The organism is Sporolactobacillus sp. KGMB 08714, from assembly GCF_036598985.1.
GTDB lineage: Bacteria > Bacillota > Bacilli > Bacillales > Sporolactobacillaceae > Sporolactobacillus.
On record NZ_JAUUBW010000073.1, the window covers coordinates 56845 to 78364 of the forward strand.

Consider the following 21520-nt stretch of genomic DNA (forward strand, 5'->3'; position numbering starts at 1 on the left):
TAATTAAGAAAGGCAGGTCCGTTTTGCTCCCTTATTCCCAAAGATGCCTCATGGAATAGTTCATGCCGCGTATTTATCTCTTTTTTGCCAGCCGGCTTCATTTCCTCAGTTTCCCATTCTCCGAAAGAAGGTCTGTCCATCATGCTTTTATTCCGCGATGATTCGATTCGGTCTGACTTTAACCACGATTTACAGCGCTTTTTATATGGAAGGGAGTACAGAGTTGAGGAACTCCCTTTTTCTAAGGAAACGATTAAACAGCATGTTCGCAAAGGGTTCATTGCGCTTCAGCACGGAATCGAAACTGCCGATGGGGGACTGCTCCCCTTTTTGTCCGGCGGCCGAAGATGGGTGTGCCGGCGCTGCGGCAATACGGATCCCGAACTGTTCGGGACCTGTACGTGCGGACGCTGCAACCGCTCATGTGCCTATTGCCGCCGCTGCCTGAACATGGGAGTGATCCGATCGTGTACGGAGCTGGCGACGTGGATCGGCCCTGAACCCCGACGGCTTTCCGCAGCGCCCGGCGAAAACGGAAGACTCTGCCAATGGTCGGGAATCCTTTCAGAGGAGCAGGCCGCGGCGGCGGCCGAACTGGTCCGCTGTCAGAGTGAGGGGGAATCTTTTCTGATCTGGGCGGTGACGGGTTCCGGTAAGACAGAATTATTGTTTCCCGCTATCGAACGCGCACTGCTTCGAAATGAACGCGTAGTTCTGACGACGCCGCGAACGGATGTCGTCAGGGAACTTTTTCCAAGGATGAAAGCTGCGTTTCCCAATGTCCCGGTCAGTGCCCTCTATGCAGGAAGCGAGGACAGGATTCCGGACGCGCCGCTCGTCATCTCAACCGCCCACCAGCTGATTCGCTTTCACCGCTATTTCGACCGCATCTTCATTGACGAAGTGGACGCTTTTCCCTTCCATTTCGACCCGATGCTGCAGTATGCCGTTCAGAAAGCGGCCAAAGAAACTGCGCCGTTTGCCTATCTGACCGCGACCCCTCCGCCCGGGCTGAAGAACGCCTTTCTGCGCGGAGATTTACGGGGCATCAAAATAGCGCGCCGTTTTCACGGACATCCTCTGCCCGTGCCCCGCTTCTGCTGGATCGGCAACTGGAAGAAGTCGGTTGCGAAAGGGCTCCTGCCCCCTGCCATGCTGAAATGGATCAGAGAAAAAACGGAGGCCGGCATCCGCATATTCCTCTTTGTTCCTTCCGTGTCTCTATTGAGGGATCTGACCGAACTGCTGCAGCGGGAAGCATTGGGCCCCACGGCCGGCGTACATGCCGATGATCCGGACCGCCATGCTAAGGTGATGCTTTTCCGGGAAGGGCGGATCCGGATTCTGGTGACAACGACCATTCTGGAACGCGGTGTAACGATTCCGGCTGCCGAAGCTGCGGTTTTCGGTGCGGACGATCCCGTTTTTGACGAACAGGCGCTTGTCCAGATTGCGGGAAGGGTCGGACGCTCTCCGGACCATCCGGCCGGTGATGCCGTCTTTTTTCATAATGGGCGGACGCTGGGAATGGTGCGGGCGCGCCGCCATATTGAGCGGATGAATGAGGAGGGCGGATTTTGAACAGGACACGCTGCCTTTTTTGCGGCGGGATCAGGCAGGATCCTCTGACCGTCCGCACACTTCTGCTGGCCAGTACAGATCCGGGTTTCTGCAGAAAATGCAGGAAAAGTCTGGAACCGATCGATCTGCGCCGCTGCTGTCTCTCCTGCGGACGCGATCTCCGGCTGGTTGACGAACGTTTTGTCAGCGGTTCGATATGCAGCGACTGCCGGTACTGGGAAAAGAGCGGCCGGAACGGTCTGTTCGGCCGGAACCGTTCCCTTTTTACATACAATGACGGGATGAAAGCAATGATGACGAGGTTCAAGTTCCGCGGCGACGCGCTGCTCGCTGCAGGTTTCAAAAGGGAGTTTCGCTCCGCATACAGGAAACTGAAAGGCAGCGGCCGGGGAATCCGGCGGGAGCGGCTAAGGGCCGGCGAACGCGGGGCAGCAAAGGAGAAGTATCAGATCGTGCCTATTCCGCTCAGTCAAGAACGGCTTTGGGAGCGTGGTTTCAATCAGGCGCTTGTTCTTGCGGAATTACTTGAAGAACCGCTTACGCACGCGCTGATCCGTCAGGGAAGCGAGCGGAAACAAAGCAAAAAAAGCCGCAGGGAACGGCTGAGCGCCGATAAAAATCCTTTTCTGCCCGATCCGGAAGCCGCCGGATCCATCTCCGGCAGAAAGGTCCTGCTTATTGACGACATTTACACAACCGGCGCAACAATGCGCATGGCAGCGAGAGCACTTGAAGCGGCGGGGCCGCTGCGGATCGACTCGCTGACTCTGGTTCATGGATAAGGCTCCGCACACCATTTTTTTTTGCGCAAACGATTTGTTTCAAGCGCTTTTTTAAAGACCTCTATTAGGCGATTAAAAGAACGGCCATTTATGATAGCTGACGGCCTGGCTTCCCATCTGCTGCCAGGCCTGGATAAAAGCCGTCTTATCGGCCGTTTCGTTTTTTCCGCCGAGCGGATTGTTAAAAAAGATCTGGTTCTGATCAAATCCGGTCACGAGAACGGCATGTTCCATATTCGTGACGGTAACCGGTCCGTCGGCGGTTGTCCACGTCTGAAAATCACTCTTGGGAAGCGGTCTGAATGTTACGTTAGTAATCACGACGACCGGAAAGCCGGCGCGAAGCCTTTCAAGTACGGCATCGAACGGTTTTCCGCTCAGGTCGACGATCTGGTAAGGAAGATAGTCGCGTGCGAGGCGTGCGAGCGGTTCATGGTATACGCCGTAGCCGCGCTGGTTCCGGTCGGTCATGCTTCCGACAAAACCCTCATTCGGGTTGCCGAACTGTCCGTTCTGATAATAGGGTTCTGTTTTTATCTGGCGGGCGAGTTCCATTTTACCGACCCTGACGCCGGCCTGCTCCAGCAGCATGGCGAGCGATGTCACTTCGCAGCCGCGGGGCAGTTCCGGATATTGGCGGATTTCCGGCACGTCAATGAGGACATGGGAGGCCTGCGAATGCCCGCCGGAGACGGCTTCAGCCGTATCTTGAGTCACCCTTTCAATGGCCGCACCCGCCCCGGCGAAAAAGCGGCCTATGGAACTGGACAATGAAAACGGCTGCCGCTTCGAACGATCGGAGCCGCCGGGCATTTTCAGATTTGCGATGATCAGGACCAGCATCAGAACGAACAGCACAAACCAGACAAACCGCTTCTTTTTTGAAAAACGCACAAGCACACCTTCTATCTTCAAAGATAACTTTAATCACTATTATTGAGCCTATTCGTTTATTCTGGAAGAACGTCTTTTTCTCCCGACTCGCCGATCAAAGGTGAATGATGAAAAATTTTTTTCAAAGCAGCGGAGGCCGTCGTTTGCTCCCCTCCCAAACAAACTCAATGACCATTTTAGCATGAATAAGGTCGCAGAGATGAAAAAAAAACAAACACATTTATGGCTAAAGTATCTAAAATTTTTGCAGAATCGGGCCGATAGACTTACAGAGTGCAAGACGGGGATTATTTCGTTTATAATTAAGGAAGAGTTATAAAAGGAGGGTTTGCGTTGACGGAACTTGCCAATTGCGCGAACTGCGGCAGACTTTTTGTGAAAACGGTCTCCCCGTTCTGTCCGGAATGCCTGAAAGAACAGGATCGCCAGTTTGAACTTGTTTATCATTATATTACCCGCCAAGAGAACCGGACGGCAACCGTGCCCCAGGTCCACGAAGCAACCGGTGTTAAGACAGACCTGATCTATCAGTGGGTCCGGGAAGGCAGGCTGGTTCCGGCCCTGTTTCCGAATCTGGGCTATCCATGCAGATCATGCGGCACCATCATTAAAGAAGGCGTTCTGTGCGATAATTGCCGCAGACGGCTTGAGAAGGAAATCAATCAGGAAAACGCGGAGCAGGAAAAGAAAGATGGAAGAAAAAGGGGAAAAACCTATCATATCAAATAAACGCGTAAACGCGCCGGGGGAATGGCTGCCGGCCGGTTAACCCGAATCGTATTAAACATAGGCCCGCTTCAAGCCGATAAAGAAATTGGGAAGCTTGCGGCGGCCCAATGCCGGCACGTTTTCTCGAATGAGTGATCACTGGATCGCATTGCAAAACGGCGGATCTTGTGTGAGCCTGTTTGATTCATTTCCTCTAAAATGAGGTGAACACTATGAAAGTCAATCGTTACCAGCCTATTCAGCCGTATACCAATTATAATCCCGGCAAGCCGGCTGATCAGCCGGCCGCTCCGGCGGCCGAAAATGACAAAGTCGAAATTTCTTCTGAAGCCAAGCGGCTCCAGGGATCTCAGAGACTGGAAGAAGCACGCCGGCAAAAAGTGGATCAGATTAAAAACCAGGTGGATGCAGGAACCTATCATGTCGCTTCTGAAGATGTTGCGCAGAAAATATATGCTTATTGGAATCAAAAATAAAAATGCGGTACCGGCGGAAGGCCGAGTTCGTTTTCCAGCGGGGAGTGTGTAAGATGCCGGTGGATACTATGAAAAATCTTATCAGACAGTTAATCGACATTCAGGCAAAGTTGTATGAAATCGCCCTCAAAAAGACGGAAGCGATTAAAAACGGCAACACTCAGGAAGTCGGCCGTCTCACCGGGCTGGAGCAGCCGCTTGTTGAAAAATTGATTAAAATCGAGAAAAAAAGAGCGGCGGTTGTCGGGCAGGATATCGGAAAAGCGGGGGGAAATGCCGCCGCGCCGACGTTCAGCGAATGGGAAGCCGCTGCCGTGCCTGCCGGAGCACGGCCCGAATGGCAGTCTTTATTTCGCGAACTGGCCCGTTCGGTTTTTCAACTAAAACAGGCCAATCAGCTGAACCAGCATCTGCTCAGACAGTCTCTGCAATGGACCAGGCTGAATATAAACCTGTTGTATCCGCAGATCAAGTCAATGAACTACGGGAATCCGAAAGCGGGTCAGACTTCTCCGTCTGCCGTCAGCGGCCGGATCGATTCCCGGGCCTAACGGAGGTTTTGCAGGATGATCCCTATTTTTTCCACCTTAAACATGATGCAGCAGGCGCTTTTGGTGCAGCAGGAAGCCATTCAGACGACAGGGCACAACATTTCCAACGCCAACACCGAAGGCTATTCGCGCCAGCGGGTCAATCTGACGTCCTGGCTGCCCTATCCCGCTGTCGGAATCAATGCCGCCGGCGGCGCCGGCCAGATCGGGACCGGTGTTAATGCAGATTCTATTGTCCGTATCCGCGATCAGTTTGTCGATCAGCAGGTGCGCGACAATTCCAATCAGAACAGCTACTGGTCGGCTGTAAACGATGCGTACACACAGATGCAGGATATTATTAATGAACCGACCGATACAGGCATTTCCTCCGTACTTGACGGATTCTGGCAGTCCTTGCAGGATCTGGCGGGCAATTCGGGGACGAGCGGTACCGGAACCGTTGTTCTCCAAAACGGAAAGGAAGTAGCCGATACATTTAACAGTATCGCCCAATCGCTCGGACAGGTTCAGAACAACCTCAATAAGCAGATTACGGACAACACGGATCAGATCAACAGCTATGCCGATCAGATCAATGCTTTGAACAAGGAAATCGGCGCTCAGGAAGCCAACGGTTTAGTTACAAATGATTTGTACGATCAGCGCGACAACCTTGTTGATCAGCTGGCTCAGCTTGTCAATGTCAAGGTTTCCACTGTCAAAAGCGGGGGCAATCCGTCACCGCTTGCCGATGGGAAATATACGATTGAAATCGTTGATAAGGACGGAAATTCGTTCAGCCCTCCGGCAGTACTTGTCGACGGGGCGGCACTGACCAATACACACCTGCAGACGCAGATAACCGGGGCGGACACGTCCGCTCCGAGTGTTCAGATGTCATTGGTCAATCTGGACGGATCGCCGGCCGTATCCGGAACGCTGACCAATATGTCCGGCAAGCTGCAGGGAATCATTGACAGCTATTCGATTGATTATCCGAGTGTCCTGAAGAGCCTCGACAATATGGCGAGCGCACTTGCGAACGCATTTAATACTGCTTATGAAGCAAGCGCCGGATACGATTCGGCAAAAGGGACTTTCTTTCTCGGGACAGGGTCGGGAACCGACGCCGGCACGGTAACCGCGGCCAACATCCATGTCAACGACAATCTGCAGGGAAGCGATGTTACATCCGCTGCCTCCGGGGCGCCGAGCGGCGATAATACCAGCGCAACGGCGATGGCCAATGTCATTGCTGCCAACTCTTATGACGTGGACGGCACAGGTTCATCTATGACTCTGAAAAACTATCTGGAGGGACTGATCGGCCAGATCGGTGTCAATGCCCAGGCGGCCGGCCAATTCATGGATAACACGCAGACCATGCTGCAGGCGGCGCAGAACCAGCAGCAGTCGGTCAGCGGCGTCTCTTTGGACGAAGAAATGACCAATCTGATCCAGTACCAGCAATCTTACAGCGCGGCGGCCAAAGTCGTGAATACTTTGAACACGATGCTTGATACATTGATTAACCAAATGGGGTGATAGAAAATGCGGATCACACAGGGCATGATGACGAACAATATTCTGCAGAATATGTCGATGGGCTATGGAAAACTGGCCGATTATCAAAATCAGCTTGCAACCGGTAAGAAAATTACCCGCCCGTCCCAGGATCCGGTTGTCGCTTCCATGGGGATTGCTTACCGGACGGATGTCAATCATATCACCCAGTATCAGAAGAACGTAACAACGGCTGACAAGTGGCTGCAAAGTTCGGACAGCGCTCTGTCCCAGGTCAACGATGTACTGGATACGATACGGGAGCTGACGAATCAGGCAAGCAATGATACCTATACGCCGGCGCAGCGCCAGACGATCGGCGACCAGATCAGCCAGCTGACTCAGCAGCTCGTGACGATCGGCAATACGCAGATCGGCGGCCAGTATATCTTCAGCGGGGAAGATTCCCAGAATCCGCTGCTCACCGAAGACAGCACTGGCGCAGTTTCGATCAATTCAACCGCTCTTGCCAATCCCAGTCTGTCGGTCAACGTGAACGACGGTGTTTCTATGCCGATAAACGTGAATCCGAATCAGGTTTTCACAAGCAGTTTATTCAGTGATCTGAGTGATTTAAAAAATGCGTTGAACGATCCGTCGTCTACCGGAGAGCAAATCGACGGTTTCCTTGATAAGATTGATACACATCTGAATGATGTGGCAAACGCTCAGGCGGATGTCGGTGCAAAGCAAAACCGTGTCGATACGATCAGCAGCCAGCTCGATGCGCAGAACACAATGGCGACTCAGATCATGGCGACGAATGAGGATGCCGATTATGCGTCGGTCATCGTCAATCTGAATCAGCAGCAGAATGTTTATAACGCTTCGCTGGCGGTCGGCGCCAGGATCATCCAGCAATCGCTTGTCGACTTTTTGAAATAATATTGAATGGATCCGGCGCAGAGGGAATGGCTCTGTCGGACATGATAAGGAGAAGGGATTAAGGCGGATCATGAAAATCTTTACTAAGTATTTCGGCGAACAGGAAGTCGATGCGTCGGAAATTGTGACGTTTCCGGCGGGACTGCCCGGATTTTCCGATGAAAAACGTTTTATCTTCCAGCCTTTCGGTGAGGTTTTCTCCATTCTGCAGTCTATAGATCGTACAGAGATCGCTTTTGTCACGACGTCTCCGTTCCTTTTCTTTGACCGATACAGTGTGGATCTTCCGGATCATTTTGTCCGGCAGCTTGCCGTGCAGTCGAAGAGCGATGTGGCTGTCCGTGTTATTGTCAGTGTTCAAAAGCCTTTCTCCGAGTCGACGGCGAATTTGAGAGCACCGGTCATCATTAATACCCGGGACAGGGTCGGCAAACAATATATTCCGGAACGGTCTTCTTATTCACTGAGGGAGCGGCTGATGCCGAAAGCGGACACCCCAAAGAAAGGGGTATGAGGGGCATGTTGATACTGACACGCAAAAAGGGAGAGTCGATCCGGATCGGAGACATGATCGAGATAAAAATCGTTGCCGTTGACGGCGATCAGGTCAAACTCGGCATCAATGCTCCGCGGGAGATTGAAATCCACCGCCAGGAGATCTACGAGGCGATACAGAAAGAAAACAGCCAGGCTGCGGCCGGACAATTGCCTGAAGATGTGCTTCAGGCAATGAAGGGGATGAAAAAGGAGAAAAAGGATACATAAAATATGCCGTGGGCAGAGAACGGCGTCTCAGTTGTTTGAACGCTCTTTGAAAAGATTGCACGGCTCCTTTCGGATGCCCGATGGATGCAGGTAGAGCCGGATGCTTTGCAGAGCCCTTTATCCCGGATCAATAAGCGGGCCGGTAACGCGGTTTTGAGCTGTTTTCTGCCTCTTTGTGCGGGCCGAAGCGGCAAAGCCCATTTTTGACGATTGACCGGGAGATGCTGTGCGGGAAGCATCTGTTATTAATGGAACTCGTCTTTGGGAAATTATTTGAAAAATCTGATATAAAGTGAACGGAAACGGATCATTATGCCTGAAACTCAACGGTAAATCTTTGAAAATAAAGAATCGACAGCCAGCGGCCCGAAAGGCGGACAAACCAGCAAAATAAAAATTGAAGCGTATTCTCCCTTTTTCCCGTTCCGGCAGTCGATGCGATCCTTGCCGTTCCTTTACCCCGCATTCGGATAAGCAAAATGATAGAATCCGTTTGTGGGGTTTCATTCTGCCAATCAGGGAAAAAACTGTACCATTGATCTTTTTAACGCTAAAAAGACCGCCGGATCTGACAAAATGCTTCTTATATCGGAACAAAAATGAAAAACAGGTTTGACAGAAAATACACCCGAATAGGTAAAAAAGCATTGGAATGAATAACCATTTATGATATAACAAGGTCGTATTCATGTTAACTTTTGAAAAAAGGCACCCTTGTCGAAAGATAAGGTCGCAAAGCCGCGGGCCTAAAGCGAGGTTCGAGATCGCCAAGGCGGCCGGGCTGCCGAAAAAGTTGAGGCTTGAGAGGCTCGTCAACGTTCGGAGCAGTTTTTTTTGTTAAGAACTATAAAATTTTTCAAAGACTGGGCCAGAGCGGCCGGGCAAATTAAATTATCTTTGGGCCGGCCGGCTCATGGCCTGGTGAGAGGAGATGAGCCAAGGTGCAGCAGGAAAGCGGTTTTATAAAAGATGAGTTGTTTGAGCATCATTTTCAGCCGATCGTTGATCTGACTGATTGCACGGTCAGAGCTCATGAGGCGCTTTTTCGATCCCAATTTTTCGCAAGCCCCGAACAGGCTTTTCAGTTGGCAGTAAAAAAAGAGCAGCTTTACGAATTAGATTCGCGGTCTGTTCGCAAAGCCGTTGATACGTACTTAAAAGCAGGTTACTTTGAGAAAGGGAAAAAATTATTTATCAATGTATACCCATCTACCGTACTTAATAAAAGTTTTTTTTCCTTAATCGATCATATTATTGATCGTTTTCCCGGTTTAAGTCAATCCATTATTTTAGAATTTGTGGAAAATGAGAGAATCAGAGACTTTAATAAAATAGAAAACGCCGTCAAAGAGTTGAAGAAGTACGGATTGGGAATGGCCATAGACGATTTCGGCAAGGGCATTGACGATATCAACAGAACGATCGAGCTTGATGCGGACTACATCAAACTCGACAGATATTTCACCTCTCATTTGTTTACATCAAAAAGGAAACAAGCCTATGTTAAGTTTCTTGTCCAATATTGTTCTCAATTCAAATTGAAACCGATCCTTGAAGGAATAGAAACAGCCTGTGATATTGACGTTGCGCGATCGCTCGGCATTCGCTATGCTCAGGGCTACGCCCTCGGGAAACCGCAGCCACTTACCGGTATATCGTGAGGTGCTGACCGATGATTGTTTACGCGGCTGTCGCAGGCTTTATCGCTGCAGAAATCATCATGACAGCCATCGTCTATCTGATATTCCGTGCCCATTATCAGGGAGTCGTCGAACATGAGAGAAAAATCATCGTCGGATTAAAAAGGCAGTCGGCTGCGGTGCATCGGTATGATCACTTGAGGGTCGACAAGGGCGAAAGGAGGAAACATCACAGAATCCTGCTGGATCATGAAGGGTGTACCGTCCGGATTGTTGATTTCGGAGATCGTTCCCTGCAGGCTCTGAATAATAAGACAATCCATGCCGAGCTTATCGATATCAGCCTTGGCGGCCTCAAGTTTGCCTGCAGGCTTAACTTCCCGATTGTCGAGGACGTGCTGATCAACATTTCATTTCAGGCGGAAGATAAAACGCCGATTTATCTGGTCGGTACCGTGGTCAGAAAAGAAATAAAACATGAACGGAGGGAGATCTTTTACGGCGTGCAGTTCCGCAGCCTGACGGCAAGGGAGGAAACGGCGATCCAGAATTTCATCAATCAGAAGGAACTGGCCAAAAAGAAGCTCGGCTTGATGAATCCAAGGTGATTCTGATCGCGAAACGAAAGGGCAGGCTTTGGAACTCATAAAAGACGCTCAGAATGATTGCGCCCCCCGCATTTACGATCAGGTTTTTTGAGAGGAGATATTCCGTTTCAGAAGAGCTCCGTGCCACCTCACCGGCAGCAAGTCCTGAAGGTTCGAATGCGCGTCTTTCAGATACGACGTCCGGGGTTCGGATGACTTCTCTGAAAAAATGATCGGAAAATTATTCCATGATGCCGCCGACTCAATATATCCCTGGGCCGATTTTACCATCTGGCTGCCTTTTTTCGAATTATGTTCCGCAGTTCATGCGGTATCATCACGGCTTTTAAATCATCTCCTAAAAACAGCAGCCACTCGGCGTAAGAAGCCAAGTGTTCCACACCGTGCGTTTCAACAAAATCTGAAAATCTTGCCGTTTGTTGAAAAGCGTCTAAATAGTGCAAGCTAAGCGATGGCGGGTGTATTTGTTTGAACTTATTGATTGCCGAGCTGCCTAACTCGACAATTAAATTCGGTTCCGGCCGGTTGACTTTTAATAGCGCGGCGAGCTGCTTGTGCGGCATCGGCGCCTGATTATCCGGACGCACGGCCTGAATGCGGTCGACTCGAAACGTCCGCTGCTCGCGGCGCAGAAAATCAAAAGCGGCTGCGTACCAATTTGCATGGCGGCGGAAAAAATTTAACAGGTAGACGCGCCGCGTTGTCTGTTTATCAAGCGGTGCCCGATAATCGAATATGAGATAACGGCTTTTTAATGCGAGTTCGAGTACCGTTCTAAGCATCGGTGCGGCAAAATCGGTCAGTTCCAGCAAGTCGGGGTTGTCGGGATTGGTGTTTTCAAATTGCAGTAAGCGTTTTAACTCGATTAACTCGTCCTGCTGATCGGCTGAGGCAATCGCCAATAATTTTTCACTGAGCGTTCTACGATTTTGCAAATAGGGAAGCTGCTGATTGGCTGTTCCTAAAAAAGCGATAAACAACGCTTTAAGCTCATCGTGGGTAAATTGCACGGCCGGCAATAACCGGTTCGGCATGATCGAATAACCGCCGCCGCGCCCGGCTTCAGCTACCAGCGGCATGCCTAATGCTTCAATATCATGCACATCGCGAATCGCCGTCGAGCGCGAAATTGCAAACTCGCGCATCAACTCGCCGATGGTAAAAAATTGCCGGTTATTCATGTAGCGCATCATTGTATTTAAACGTTCGGTTCTCTTCATTTTTGAAATTCCTTTTAAAAGGTATTATTTTCTGACATGATTAAATAATACACTAGGCCTATCAAATTAAAGGAGACAGAAACATGCCAGATTACGAAATCCAAACAAAAGAAGCATTCACGGTCATCGGTTACGGGACCCGGCTGCCGAGAGACTATGCACAAATCCCCGCCGCTAAGGCAGCTTGGTGGCAGACGGTGATGACTGACGGCCGCTGGGATCAGCTGAAGAGACTGGCCGATAACGATCTGGAGTTTGCGGTCAATGAAGCCGTTAATCATGAATTCTGGTATTACTCCGGCGTTCAAAGCAGCGCCGAGCTGCCCGACAGCCAGGATTCGCGGGCCATTCAATTTCCCGCCGGCGAATATCTCGTCATTGCCGGTTCAGCCGGCAGCGCCGGGCAATTATTCGGTCAATTAGAAGGCGCCGCCTTTGGCCGGGTCCTGGCTGACGCGACTGATTTTGCTTATGTCGGCGGCCCGAATACATCGGTGAAAACGAGCGAAACGAATAGCAAAGTCAACGGTGAAATCTGGATTCCAATCGTGAGAAAGTGACTGAAACACGCTCTTTGCGTCTTTATTCACGGTTTTAGCCGTTGGACTAGCGAAGCCCTTCCTTTGTATTGGATTTTAAAGCCGTCCGTCCATGGGCGGCTTTGGTTTTCGCTTTTGGGATTTTTCTTTTAAAAGCCGATGATATCAATCATACACCCCGGAGGTTCCCATGACCGATCATCAATTTATCGAAATCATTCATGACCGCGAAAATAATCTCAAAAATATCAGTTTAAGGATTCCGAAAAATAAGCTGACCGTGTTCACCGGCGTGTCAGGATCGGGTAAATCGTCGATTGTCTTTGACACGATTGCTCAGGAAGCCGGACGGCAGCTGAACAGTACTTTCAGCAGCTTCGCCCGTTTGTTTCTGCCGCATTATAAGCGGCCTGATGTTGACGGCATTCGCAATCTTTCAACGGTTATTAGTATTGATCAGAAACCGCTCGGCGGCAATGCCCGTTCGACTTTAGGCACAGTGAGCGATATTAACCCGCTCTTCCGCCTGCTATTCTCGCGTTTCGGACAACCGCATAACGGCGGGGGCAGCAACGCCTTTTCGTTTAACGATCCGGCGGGAATGTGTCCCCAGTGCCAGGGGATCGGGCGAAGCTGCGTTTTAAAATTGTACAGGGCCGTTGACCGTGAAAAATCGATCGCACAAGGAGCGATCCAATTGCCCGGTTACTCTGTCGGATCGTATTATCTTCAGGTAATCTTAAATTCAGGACTGTTTGATAACGATAAACCCGTTAAAAATTTTAATCAGGATGAGATGGATCTGCTTTTGAACGGCGAAGAAAAAATCACAGCCGATTTTAACGGCGTCAAACGCAAGATCAATTATGAGGGAATTGCCCGGCAGTTCTTTCGCCTTAACGTGAAGGCCAATAAAGACATGACTGCCGCAAACAAGAAGAAAATGGACCGGTTTACGGAAATGGCGGTTTGCGATCTGTGCCACGGCCGGCGCTATAATCAGCATGCTTTGAATTCAAAGATCAACGGCTTCAACATTTTCGATCTTATCGATATGCAGCTGGATCAGCTGGATCGTACCTTAGATTCATTCGATGACGAACGGATGGTGCCGATCATGGCCGATATTAAAAAGCGGATCGGCGACTTGATTGAAATCGGGCTGGACTATTTAAGCTTAACGCGTGAGACGACCACACTTTCGGGCGGCGAATCGCAGCGAATCAAAACGGTCAAATATTTGTCGAACAGTTTAACCGGCTAATTTACATCCTGGATGAGCCAAGTACCGGACTTCATCCAAGAGACGTTCACCGGCTGAATGATCTGCTGTTGAAACTGCGCGATAAAGGGAACACCGTCATTGTCGTCGAGCATGATCCCGATGTGATTAAAATCGCCGATCATGTGGTCGATGTAGGTCCCAAAGCCGGGATTCACGGCGGTCAAATTACATTCACCGGCACTTTTCCGCAATTATTAAAATCGGATACGCTGACGGGCCGATGCTTAATACGCCGATTGCCGGTTAATGATGCGCCGCGCCGGCCCGGGCAATTTATAAGCAGCCGGCCCAGCTCCCTGCACAACCTGAAAAACGTCCGTTTGACGGTTCCGGTCGGTTTATTTACAGTGATTACAGGCGTTGCCGGCTCCGGCAAAAGCACGCTGGTCGGACAGGTCTTTGCCGAACAATTTCCGGAAGCCGTCAGGATCACTCAAAGCGCCCTGCACGCCAACAGCCGGTCGAATCCCGCCACATACACCGGCATTATGGATGAGATTCGCAAGTTGTTTGCCCGGCACAATCAGGTGAGTGAGGGATTGTTCAGTTATAACTCGGCGGGTGCCTGTCCGAAATGCGGCGGTAAAGGTGTGATTGAATTAAATTTGTCTTTCATGGATAATGCCGAGGTTGAGTGTCCGCTCTGCAGCGGTGCTCGATATGATCCCGACGTGCTTTCCTACAGACTGAAAGGCAGAAATATTGTCGAGATTATGGATATGGCGATCGAAGAAGCTTTTAGTTTTTTCAATGATGCCAAAATCAGTTCCAAATTAGCGAATGTTCAAAATGTGGGCCTGGGCTATCTATCGCTGGGGAACCGCTTGACACTCTTTCCGGCGGTGAAAGCCAGCGCCTGAAAATCGCTAAAGAACTGGACAAAAAGGGAAATATTTATATTCTCGATGAGCCGGCCACCGGACTGCACACTTCCGACATTGAAAACATCATTCGCATCATGAATGATCTGACAGGCAAGGGGAATACGGTTCTCGTGATTGAACATAACACCGACGTGATGCGCCGTGCCGACTGGATCATTGATATGGGTCCGGAGGGCGGTTCCCGCGGCGGGGAGATTATTTACCAGGGACCTAGGGACCTGTAGAAGGGCTTTCGAGTGCCGGCCGCTCCGTTACGGTGCCGTATCTTTTTAGATAATGCAAATGAAAAAATCAGGGAGTTTCCTAAAATAGGAGGTTCCCCGCCAGGAAGCTGAAAAAGTACGGAGGGGAGTCGCACCAAAATGGGTTTGAGACGCACCGAATCATGAGAATGTCGCACCGAATCGAGGAAAAATCGCACCGAATTGATCGGAACGCGCACCGAACTAGAGCAGTCGCACCAAAATGGGCTTGAAACGCACCGAATCATGAGAATATCGCACCGAATTGATCGGAACGCGCACCGAACCAGAACAGACGCACCAAAATGGGCCGGAGACGCACCGAATCACTAGAATGTCGCACCGAATCGGGCTGAACTCGCACCAAATCGAGGGGAAGTCGCACCGAACCAGAACAGTCGCACCGAAATGGGCTTGAGTCGCGCCGAATCACAAAAAAGTTGTCCTGAATCGAAAACGATATTCAAATTGGACCCGGCTGAATCAACATGGAAGAAAGTTTGTCCGTTCCATATTATTTTCCGATTCTTCGTCCGCAGAGCGTTGACTCATAAGGATGTTTCTTTTTTTCCCGATTATCTATTGCACGTAAATCGTAAAAAAATCGAGGACAGCCTGCATGACGGCCTGCATATCCGCCGTGCCGCAGTGCTGATCGACCGGCAGCAGAACCAGGTCCCTTGCCAGGCGGCACTCAAAACTGCCGGACGGAACACGTGCTATAACTTCCTGCCAGTAATCATTGACATAGATGTTGCGTTCGATCAAAAATTCTTTTAACTGTTCGCCGTATTCCGTCAATAGCGGATAACACATCGGTCCGTTTAAATTGCCGAAAACCGTTTTCAGCCGATTGTACGGACGCAGCCGCTCGTTCAAAAAATGGAAATTTTCATTTCTTTTCGTGATGGCCTGCCGATAATCGATACTCATCAGCAATCGCTGCGTCAGACGGGCCATCGCCTGCATGCCGCAGCGGTCGAGATAGGCTTCGTTCTCTTCAAAAAGCGGAGCGGCTGCCGTACTGCCGAGGTCGATTTGTTTCAGCAAGGCATCGAATCGGTAATAAGACGCGTTCCGTTTCAGATCGGGCCGGCTTTCGGCGTCCGTATATAAGTAGCCGCCGTCGGGAACGCCGAAGAACTTGCGCGGCGAGTAGAGCGTATCGGCATGCGGCAAAGGGCGTTCAAAAAAAGCCTGCGTATTGTCGATGACGACATGCTTCCGGGTGCAGCAGATCTTTCGGACATTTTCACGATGCAAACCGAAATAGTTGACGTAGAGAAAGCAGGCATCTTCTTCGGGTTCTCTGTCCAGAACAGGTGCGAAATCTTCTCCGATCCGATAAAAATTAAAAGGAACGTTCAGACGTTTCACCGGCTGAAGCACGCTGTCGCAAATATAAGCCGGCAAATAAATTTTCTTATAGTTTCTGACGCGCAGGATATATTCAAGACAATAGCGGGCGCTGTTCAGACGCAACGCCCGGGAATGATATTCGGTTCGCTTCGGCAGCTCCAGTGATAAAAAGCCGCCGATTGTTTTTCTTCTTTCCATCGTCTGGTCACCTTTCAAAAAGTTCTGATCAAAATCATTGCCGGATTATAATACTGAACATGTAATGATGTACGGAATAGCCGGTTTAAATCTGAGCTGTCCGATCCCGACGACTGCAATTGCATCTTGTTCCGAAATCCCGATAGACACACAGCGATCGTAATACAAAACGGCGAGTGCTGTAAACTCCCGGCGGGCAGTTGCCGCATTTGAGCGAGGAGAACTTCATACCTTTTTAATGAATGATCCGTCTGCCGGACTATCCGGGCAGTCTACGGCTGGATTCTGTCTTTTTGTTTGACAGCATCAGGACGGACGCTGCAAAACGGCTCATCATTAAGGCGCGGAGCACTGTCACGGCGGGCGGATTCTGATCAACCAGATGGGATTAACTGCTATCATGCATAATCCGAATGCGGCTGATGAAATAAAAGAAGATCAATCAACAAATTTGCGTATGAATGAGGCTGCTGATGGAGGATGTAATGAATGGATCATCGTCAATCCTTCAGTGAGAGGACCGAATTCCGATAAATGACCTGAATCAAAAAAGATTGTGGAGCAAGAAAATCCAGAAGTTATTGAAAAAGCTATAAAATGTGGTGAAAGGTTATTATTAACTTGGGATGATGATCCCGGGCCGACTGAAAAATTTTAGTGGAGAGATAAGGTGTTTTAGAATAAATAAATCTGGTGAACCATGCCATGCAAGTTTGTGTGGAGAAAAAATACGTACACGCGTCACTGACATGAATACATACTATCAGGAATGAATTCCATAATTCATAGTTTCTTCCGGTCGAGGGCACAAAAAAGAAAGTCCCTCCCTAAATCTTAGAATAGTAAATAGTGGCAAAGCCTCCGAGATGGGAGGAAAACTCCTATTGTCAACTCGGCTGTATGACAACAAAGTCTATTTTATCTGCAGGATCTTTACGATTTAGAACCCCCTAATTATGAGATTGTATAAGTAACGCTGGGCAGCCTTTTTAGGGAATGATAGGTAGGTGTAATAAAACTGAGGCTGCGAATCTGCCCCTCAAAAAGGCTGTTGAGCCGAACGGAAAGAAAAGAGGCTCTCCGAAGTAAATGATAGATTGCATAGTCTCTAATTGATGTCCTCAATCTATTTACCCCTTTACATACCACACTGTGCGCTCCAATTAAACCGTCGCTTTCAAAAGAGTGTCCTTTGTCTGACGCATTCATAAGAATCATGCAAATCCACAGGACGACATTTTATGAGGCCTGTATTAAAAATAGGCAAGGGCTTTACCGATAATAGCAGTAAGGGGCATTTTTCTCAGAAAAAACTTTAAGAGCCTCAGATTCAAATCCATGATAGACCGGACTCACATTAATTTGAAAGCGATGGTGATTCCAATGAAGATGCTGAATGATTTCATCTTGTCGGAACGGGATACAATTATCCAGGCGCTGATAAAAATAAATAAAAATACGACAGGTACGGTTGTCGTTGTGGATGAGGCTCATAAATTGCTCGGCACTTTAACGGATGGCGACATTCGAAGAGCGCTGATCAATAATGTTTCGCTAAACAGCAGCGTTGAAAAAATATATCATAAAAAATGTATCTTTTTTCATGAGGATTATGATAAGAAACAAGCCGGACAAGCATTTAATCAATACATAAAGATCATTCCCATTATAAACAGCGACCGCGTGATTGTTGATATTTTAGAAAAAAAGGATTTTCCGAGTGAATATGAACCTAAAACAAATGCTGTGCTGATCATGGCGGGCGGCCTTGGAACGAGACTGCGCCCGCTGACGCAGCATTTGCCCAAACCGATGCTTAAGGTCGGCGATAAACCGATACTTCAGCTGATCATTGAACGGCTGAAGCGTTTTGGTTTCAGTAATATTCTCCTGTCAGTAAACTATAAATCAGATGTCATCGAAAACTATTTCATGGATGGGGCGGCTTTCGGCGTCAGCATTCGCTATATCAGGGAAAACAAACGAATGGGAACGGCGGGCTCGATCACTCTTGCCGAAAACTATTTAAATGAACCGTTCATTGTCATGAATGGCGATATATTGACCAATTTAGATTTCAATCATCTGCTGGAATTTCATCAGAAAAACGGATTTTATATGACTGTCTGCTCAAGAAGTTATGAAATGCAGGTGCCCTACGGAGTTTTAAACATCGACAATGAAAATATTGTTTCACTCGATGAGAAGCCGATATTCCGCTATGTGGTCAGCGGCGGCATTTATGTTCTTGATCCGGCTACGATAAAGAGCATTCCAAGGGATGAATATTACGATATTCCGCAATTAATTGATTCTCTGCTTGGTAAACGGCAAAAAGTCGGTAATTTTCCGATTTTGGATTATTGGATGGACATCGGGAAAATTGAAGATTATCATGAAGCCAACAAGGATATAAAAAACCAGTTTGAGAGGCTCACTTATGTATAACGGTAAGAAAATACTGGCGATTATCCCGGCTCGAGGCGGTTCTAAGGGAATTCCCCATAAAAATATCAAAGAAGTCAACGGCAGGCCCCTGATTGCCTATTCTATCGGAGAAGCCAAAAGAAGCCGGTATATAGACAGGTTAATAATATCAACCGAAAATAAACAAATTGCCGAAGTCAGTAAAAAATTCGGGGCGGACGTTCCGTTCATGAGGCCGACGGCATTGGCGCAGGATTCAACGCCGGGAATCGATCCGATTCTGCATGCGCTGGACTGGTTCACTCAGCGAAAAGAACGATATGATTACGTTATGTGCCTGCAGTGCACCAGTCCTTTGAGGACACAGGAGCATATCGACCAGGCGATTGAAGGGCTCATTGACCGGAACAAGGATTCAATCGTCAGCGTGTGTGAAAGCAAGGTCTTACCATTCTGGATGAAAAAAATCAGCGGCGGCCTGTTGAAGGATTTTCTAGACAGCGTCCCGTTTTATGCGAGGCGTCAGGATGCACCGGCTGTTTATCAATTAAACGGGGCCATATACATGGCCAGGTCCGAAGTGCTGGAAGCCCGCAAGAACTGGTACACGGAAAATACGCTGCCGTACATTATGGATGAAGAAAGTTCGATGGATATTGACACACCGATGGATCTGAAGTTTTTAGAGTTTCTGCTAAGGGAGAAAAAGGGATGCTAAAGAGCCGTCATACTTTTATTATTGCTGAGGCCGGGGTGAATCATAACGGGGACATCGGCACCGCGTTGAAACTTGTCGATGCGGCGAAAGAAGCGGGGGCAGATGCGGTTAAGTTTCAGACCTTTAAGGCCGAGAATCTGGTCACTCATCAGGCGCCTAAAGCGGATTATCAGAAGGCAGCGACGGGTGACGGCAGCCAGTTTGCTATGCTTAAAGCACTTGAACTTTCATTTGATGATCACGTACGCCTGAAACGATATTGCGATGAAAAGAACATCTTATTCTTATCGACGCCATTTGATTTTGAAAGTGTTGACCTGCTTGAAAAAATCGGAGTGGAGTATTATAAAACAAGTTCAGGGGACCTGACGAACATACCTTTAATTGAACACATTGCGAAAAAGAATAAACCGATGATTGTTTCAACGGGTATGGCAAACCTGGGGGAAGTTGAGATGGCTGTAGAAGCGGTCAGAAGAAATACGGATCAGGATCTTTGGCTGCTTCACTGCACATCGAACTACCCGGCGGCGATGGAAGATGTTAACCTCAATGCGATGTTGACCATGAAGCATGCATTTAAGGTGCCGGTCGGTTATTCGGATCATACAAAAGGGATCGAAATCCCCGCGGCTGCCGTTGCGCTCGGTGCGGAAATTATTGAAAAACATCTGACACTGGATAAGACGATGAAGGGCCCGGATCATAAAGCGTCATTGGAACCGGCTGAATTGAAAAAAATGGTTGAGAGTATAAGAAATGTTGAAATGTCACTTGGTGACGGTGTCAAAAGATGCAATAAAAGTGAAGCAAATACAAGAATGGTAGCTAGAAAAAGCATAGTAGCAAGACGTGATCTCAAGAAGGGAGAAAAGCTAACTCTAACGAATTTGGACTTTAAACGGCCTGAATCAGGTATAAGTCCTATTTATATTAATTTAATTGTTAATAGAAAAATAGTAAAAGATATTAAACAAAATGATTTGATTACATTGGATCTGATTGAGTAGGTGATTAGATGAGAAAAATCCTCGTTGTTACCGGTACAAGAGCCGAGTACGGCCTATTGTATTGGACGATGAAAAGAATAAAAGACGACAATGAACTAAAGTTGCAGTTAATTGTAACAGGCAATCACCTTGCTCCGGATTTTGGTTATACTGCGGATTTGATCAGAAAAGACGGATTTGATATTGATGAAGAAATTGATATGATTGTCGACTCAAACAAGAAAAGCGGTATTGTTAAGTCTATGGGTCTTGAACTCATTCAAATGGCACAGGCATTTGATCGCTTGCAGCCGGATATATTGCTTATTTTAGGCGACAGATATGAAATCTTTGTGGCTGCTGCCTGTGCGATGATGATGAACGTTCCCATTGCCCATATGAATGGCGGTGAATCGACAGAAGGCGCCGTGGACGAACAAATCAGACATGCCATTACAAAGATGGCGCACCTCCATTTTCCGGGTGCAGAGTTCTATAAAGAAAGAATATTGAAAATGGGAGAAGAACCTTGGAGAGTTTTTAATGTTGGTCAAGCAGGAATTGAAAACGTAAAAAACTTAAGGCTTTTAGAAAAAGAACAACTGATGAAAGAATTGAGAATAAATTCGTGCAAAAAGATATTTTTAATCACATTTCATCCTGTTACTCTTGATGTTGAAAACGTGGGACAGCAAATTGAAAATTTATTATCAGCTATAAGTAATTTCGATGCAACGTTTATCTTTACATATCCGAATGCTGATTTTGGAAGCCGTATAATTATTAACAAAATAACAAAATTTGTTAGTGATAATGTTAATGCGTATATATTCTACAATCTGGGACAAAAAAGGTATTTAAGTCTTTTAAAATATGCAGATGTAATGATTGGAAACTCATCCAGCGGAATCATAGAGTCTCCAATTTTCAAACTGCCAGTGATCAATATCGGGGATAGGCAAAAAGGAAGATTGAAAAATAAAAATATTATTGATACAGGTTATGAAAAGCAGTGCATAGTTAAAGGAATTAATATTGCTTTAAATGATAGCAATTTTAAAAAGAATTTGGCCTGCATTGACAATATATATGGGGATGGGACAACCAGTGAAAAAGTCGTTCACATTTTAAAAACATCTAAAATTAATAAAAAGCTGCTATTCAAAAAATTAGTCTTTTAACAATACTTGATAAAAGAGTTGA

Annotated in this window: 20 protein-coding genes, 1 pseudogene and 1 riboswitch; of the genes and pseudogenes, 18 read left to right on the forward strand and 3 right to left on the reverse strand. The window is 48.0% G+C overall.

Annotation, left to right across the window (positions count from 1 at the left end):
* Positions 1-141: 141 nt before the first annotated feature.
* Together Q6A92_RS19020 and Q6A92_RS19025 are read left to right on the forward strand one after the other, a co-directional pair.
* Positions 142-1581, forward strand: coding sequence for a DEAD/DEAH box helicase (locus tag Q6A92_RS19020; protein WP_332239059.1), 1440 nt, complete (start codon positions 142-144; stop codon positions 1579-1581).
* Complete coding sequence (locus Q6A92_RS19025) at positions 1578-2363, forward strand: ComF family protein (protein ID WP_332239060.1); 786 nt, start codon at positions 1578-1580, stop codon at positions 2361-2363. Before Q6A92_RS19020 ends, Q6A92_RS19025 begins: the two co-directional genes overlap by 4 nt.
* Positions 2364-2435: 72 nt before the next feature.
* On the opposite strand, the gene Q6A92_RS19030 is transcribed toward Q6A92_RS19025, so the two are convergent.
* The gene (locus Q6A92_RS19030) at positions 2436-3257 is read right to left on the reverse strand and encodes a C39 family peptidase (protein WP_332239061.1); all 822 of its coding nucleotides are present in this window, start codon (positions 3255-3257) and stop codon (positions 2436-2438) included.
* Between the two features lie 333 nt (positions 3258-3590).
* On the opposite strand from Q6A92_RS19030, the gene Q6A92_RS19035 reads away from it, so the two are divergent.
* The 9 genes from Q6A92_RS19035 (at position 3591) to Q6A92_RS19075 (ending at position 10456) form a co-directional block, all read left to right on the forward strand.
* Positions 3591-3986, forward strand: coding sequence for a TIGR03826 family flagellar region protein (locus Q6A92_RS19035; RefSeq protein ID WP_274398514.1), 396 nt, complete (start codon positions 3591-3593; stop codon positions 3984-3986).
* A 212-nt stretch (positions 3987-4198) separates the two neighbouring features.
* Entirely contained in the window at positions 4199-4462 is a 264-nt protein-coding gene (flgM, locus tag Q6A92_RS19040) for a flagellar biosynthesis anti-sigma factor FlgM (RefSeq protein ID WP_274398516.1), read from the forward strand.
* A 53-nt stretch (positions 4463-4515) separates the two neighbouring features.
* Positions 4516-5013 carry a flagellar protein FlgN gene (locus tag Q6A92_RS19045; protein ID WP_332239062.1) on the forward strand — a complete coding sequence of 166 codons (498 nt, stop codon included), beginning with the start codon at positions 4516-4518 and terminating at the stop codon, positions 5011-5013.
* A gap of 15 nt (positions 5014-5028) precedes the next feature.
* Positions 5029-6540, forward strand: coding sequence for a flagellar hook-associated protein FlgK (gene flgK / locus Q6A92_RS19050; protein WP_274398518.1), 1512 nt, complete (start codon positions 5029-5031; stop codon positions 6538-6540).
* Positions 6541-6546: 6 nt separating this feature from the next.
* The gene (gene flgL, locus Q6A92_RS19055; protein WP_274398519.1) at positions 6547-7443 is read left to right on the forward strand and encodes a flagellar hook-associated protein FlgL; all 897 of its coding nucleotides are present in this window, start codon (positions 6547-6549) and stop codon (positions 7441-7443) included.
* A gap of 70 nt (positions 7444-7513) precedes the next feature.
* Positions 7514-7957, forward strand: a complete 444-nt coding sequence (gene fliW / locus Q6A92_RS19060; RefSeq protein WP_332239063.1) for a flagellar assembly protein FliW — start codon at positions 7514-7516, stop codon at positions 7955-7957.
* Positions 7958-7962: 5 nt separating this feature from the next.
* Positions 7963-8208 (forward strand): carbon storage regulator CsrA, encoded by a 246-nt coding sequence (gene csrA, locus Q6A92_RS19065; protein WP_274398523.1) that lies wholly within the window; start codon positions 7963-7965, stop codon positions 8206-8208.
* A 697-nt stretch (positions 8209-8905) separates the two neighbouring features.
* Positions 8906-8997: riboswitch (cyclic di-GMP riboswitch) on the forward strand.
* A gap of 152 nt (positions 8998-9149) precedes the next feature.
* Positions 9150-9869, forward strand: coding sequence for an EAL domain-containing protein (locus Q6A92_RS19070; RefSeq protein WP_332239064.1), 720 nt, complete (start codon positions 9150-9152; stop codon positions 9867-9869).
* 11 nt (positions 9870-9880) lie between these two features.
* Positions 9881-10456 carry a PilZ domain-containing protein gene (locus Q6A92_RS19075; protein ID WP_274398525.1) on the forward strand — a complete coding sequence of 192 codons (576 nt, stop codon included), beginning with the start codon at positions 9881-9883 and terminating at the stop codon, positions 10454-10456.
* Positions 10457-10719: 263 nt separating this feature from the next.
* Here the strand turns inward: Q6A92_RS19075 and Q6A92_RS19080 are convergent, their stop codons facing one another.
* The gene (locus Q6A92_RS19080; RefSeq protein WP_332239065.1) at positions 10720-11676 is read right to left on the reverse strand and encodes a helix-turn-helix transcriptional regulator; all 957 of its coding nucleotides are present in this window, start codon (positions 11674-11676) and stop codon (positions 10720-10722) included.
* A gap of 83 nt (positions 11677-11759) precedes the next feature.
* Here Q6A92_RS19080 and Q6A92_RS19085 point away from each other — a divergent pair, with 83 nt between their 5' ends.
* Both Q6A92_RS19085 and Q6A92_RS19090 read left to right on the forward strand, forming a co-directional pair.
* On the forward strand, positions 11760-12236 hold the full coding sequence (locus Q6A92_RS19085; RefSeq protein WP_332239066.1) for a GyrI-like domain-containing protein: 477 nt from the start codon (positions 11760-11762) through the stop codon (positions 12234-12236).
* Between the two features lie 169 nt (positions 12237-12405).
* Positions 12406-14608: pseudogene (locus Q6A92_RS19090) on the forward strand (ATP-binding cassette domain-containing protein).
* Positions 14609-15205: 597 nt separating this feature from the next.
* Here the strand turns inward: Q6A92_RS19090 and Q6A92_RS19095 are convergent.
* A complete protein-coding gene (locus tag Q6A92_RS19095) occupies positions 15206-16183 on the reverse strand; it encodes a hypothetical protein (RefSeq protein ID WP_332239067.1) in 978 nt (325 codons plus the stop codon).
* A gap of 400 nt (positions 16184-16583) precedes the next feature.
* Here Q6A92_RS19095 and Q6A92_RS19100 point away from each other — a divergent pair, with 400 nt between their 5' ends.
* From Q6A92_RS19100 to neuC, 5 genes are all read left to right on the forward strand, one after another.
* The gene (locus Q6A92_RS19100; RefSeq protein WP_274398533.1) at positions 16584-16721 is read left to right on the forward strand and encodes a hypothetical protein; all 138 of its coding nucleotides are present in this window, start codon (positions 16584-16586) and stop codon (positions 16719-16721) included.
* 845 nt (positions 16722-17566) lie between these two features.
* Positions 17567-18631 carry a nucleotidyltransferase family protein gene (locus Q6A92_RS19105; protein WP_332239068.1) on the forward strand — a complete coding sequence of 355 codons (1065 nt, stop codon included), beginning with the start codon at positions 17567-17569 and terminating at the stop codon, positions 18629-18631.
* Positions 18624-19328: an acylneuraminate cytidylyltransferase family protein gene (locus tag Q6A92_RS19110; RefSeq protein ID WP_332239069.1), complete on the forward strand. Its 705-nt coding sequence runs from the start codon at positions 18624-18626 to the stop codon at positions 19326-19328. Before Q6A92_RS19105 ends, Q6A92_RS19110 begins: the two co-directional genes overlap by 8 nt.
* Positions 19322-20338 carry an N-acetylneuraminate synthase gene (neuB, locus tag Q6A92_RS19115; protein ID WP_332239070.1) on the forward strand — a complete coding sequence of 339 codons (1017 nt, stop codon included), beginning with the start codon at positions 19322-19324 and terminating at the stop codon, positions 20336-20338. Before Q6A92_RS19110 ends, neuB begins: the two co-directional genes overlap by 7 nt.
* 8 nt (positions 20339-20346) lie before the next feature.
* A complete protein-coding gene (neuC, locus tag Q6A92_RS19120; RefSeq protein ID WP_274398541.1) occupies positions 20347-21498 on the forward strand; it encodes a UDP-N-acetylglucosamine 2-epimerase in 1152 nt (383 codons plus the stop codon).
* The last annotated feature ends 22 nt before the right edge of the window (positions 21499-21520 follow it).

Coding starts and splice junctions, on each gene's coding strand:
- Q6A92_RS19020 (WP_332239059.1), top strand. CDS start 142: ATGCTTTTATTCCGCGATGATTCGATTCGGTCTGACTTTAACCACGAT.
- flgM (WP_274398516.1), top strand. CDS start 4,199: ATGAAAGTCAATCGTTACCAGCCTATTCAGCCGTATACCAATTATAAT.
- Q6A92_RS19045 (WP_332239062.1), top strand. CDS start 4,516: ATGCCGGTGGATACTATGAAAAATCTTATCAGACAGTTAATCGACATT.
- flgK (WP_274398518.1), top strand. CDS start 5,029: ATGATCCCTATTTTTTCCACCTTAAACATGATGCAGCAGGCGCTTTTG.
- flgL (WP_274398519.1), top strand. CDS start 6,547: ATGCGGATCACACAGGGCATGATGACGAACAATATTCTGCAGAATATG.
- fliW (WP_332239063.1), top strand. CDS start 7,514: ATGAAAATCTTTACTAAGTATTTCGGCGAACAGGAAGTCGATGCGTCG.
- csrA (WP_274398523.1), top strand. CDS start 7,963: ATGTTGATACTGACACGCAAAAAGGGAGAGTCGATCCGGATCGGAGAC.
- Q6A92_RS19075 (WP_274398525.1), top strand. CDS start 9,881: ATGATTGTTTACGCGGCTGTCGCAGGCTTTATCGCTGCAGAAATCATC.
- Q6A92_RS19080 (WP_332239065.1), bottom strand. CDS start 11,676: ATGAAGAGAACCGAACGTTTAAATACAATGATGCGCTACATGAATAAC.
- Q6A92_RS19085 (WP_332239066.1), top strand. CDS start 11,760: ATGCCAGATTACGAAATCCAAACAAAAGAAGCATTCACGGTCATCGGT.
- Q6A92_RS19095 (WP_332239067.1), bottom strand. CDS start 16,183: ATGGAAAGAAGAAAAACAATCGGCGGCTTTTTATCACTGGAGCTGCCG.
- Q6A92_RS19100 (WP_274398533.1), top strand. CDS start 16,584: ATGCATAATCCGAATGCGGCTGATGAAATAAAAGAAGATCAATCAACA.
- Q6A92_RS19105 (WP_332239068.1), top strand. CDS start 17,567: ATGAAGATGCTGAATGATTTCATCTTGTCGGAACGGGATACAATTATC.
- Q6A92_RS19110 (WP_332239069.1), top strand. CDS start 18,624: ATGTATAACGGTAAGAAAATACTGGCGATTATCCCGGCTCGAGGCGGT.
- neuB (WP_332239070.1), top strand. CDS start 19,322: ATGCTAAAGAGCCGTCATACTTTTATTATTGCTGAGGCCGGGGTGAAT.
- neuC (WP_274398541.1), top strand. CDS start 20,347: ATGAGAAAAATCCTCGTTGTTACCGGTACAAGAGCCGAGTACGGCCTA.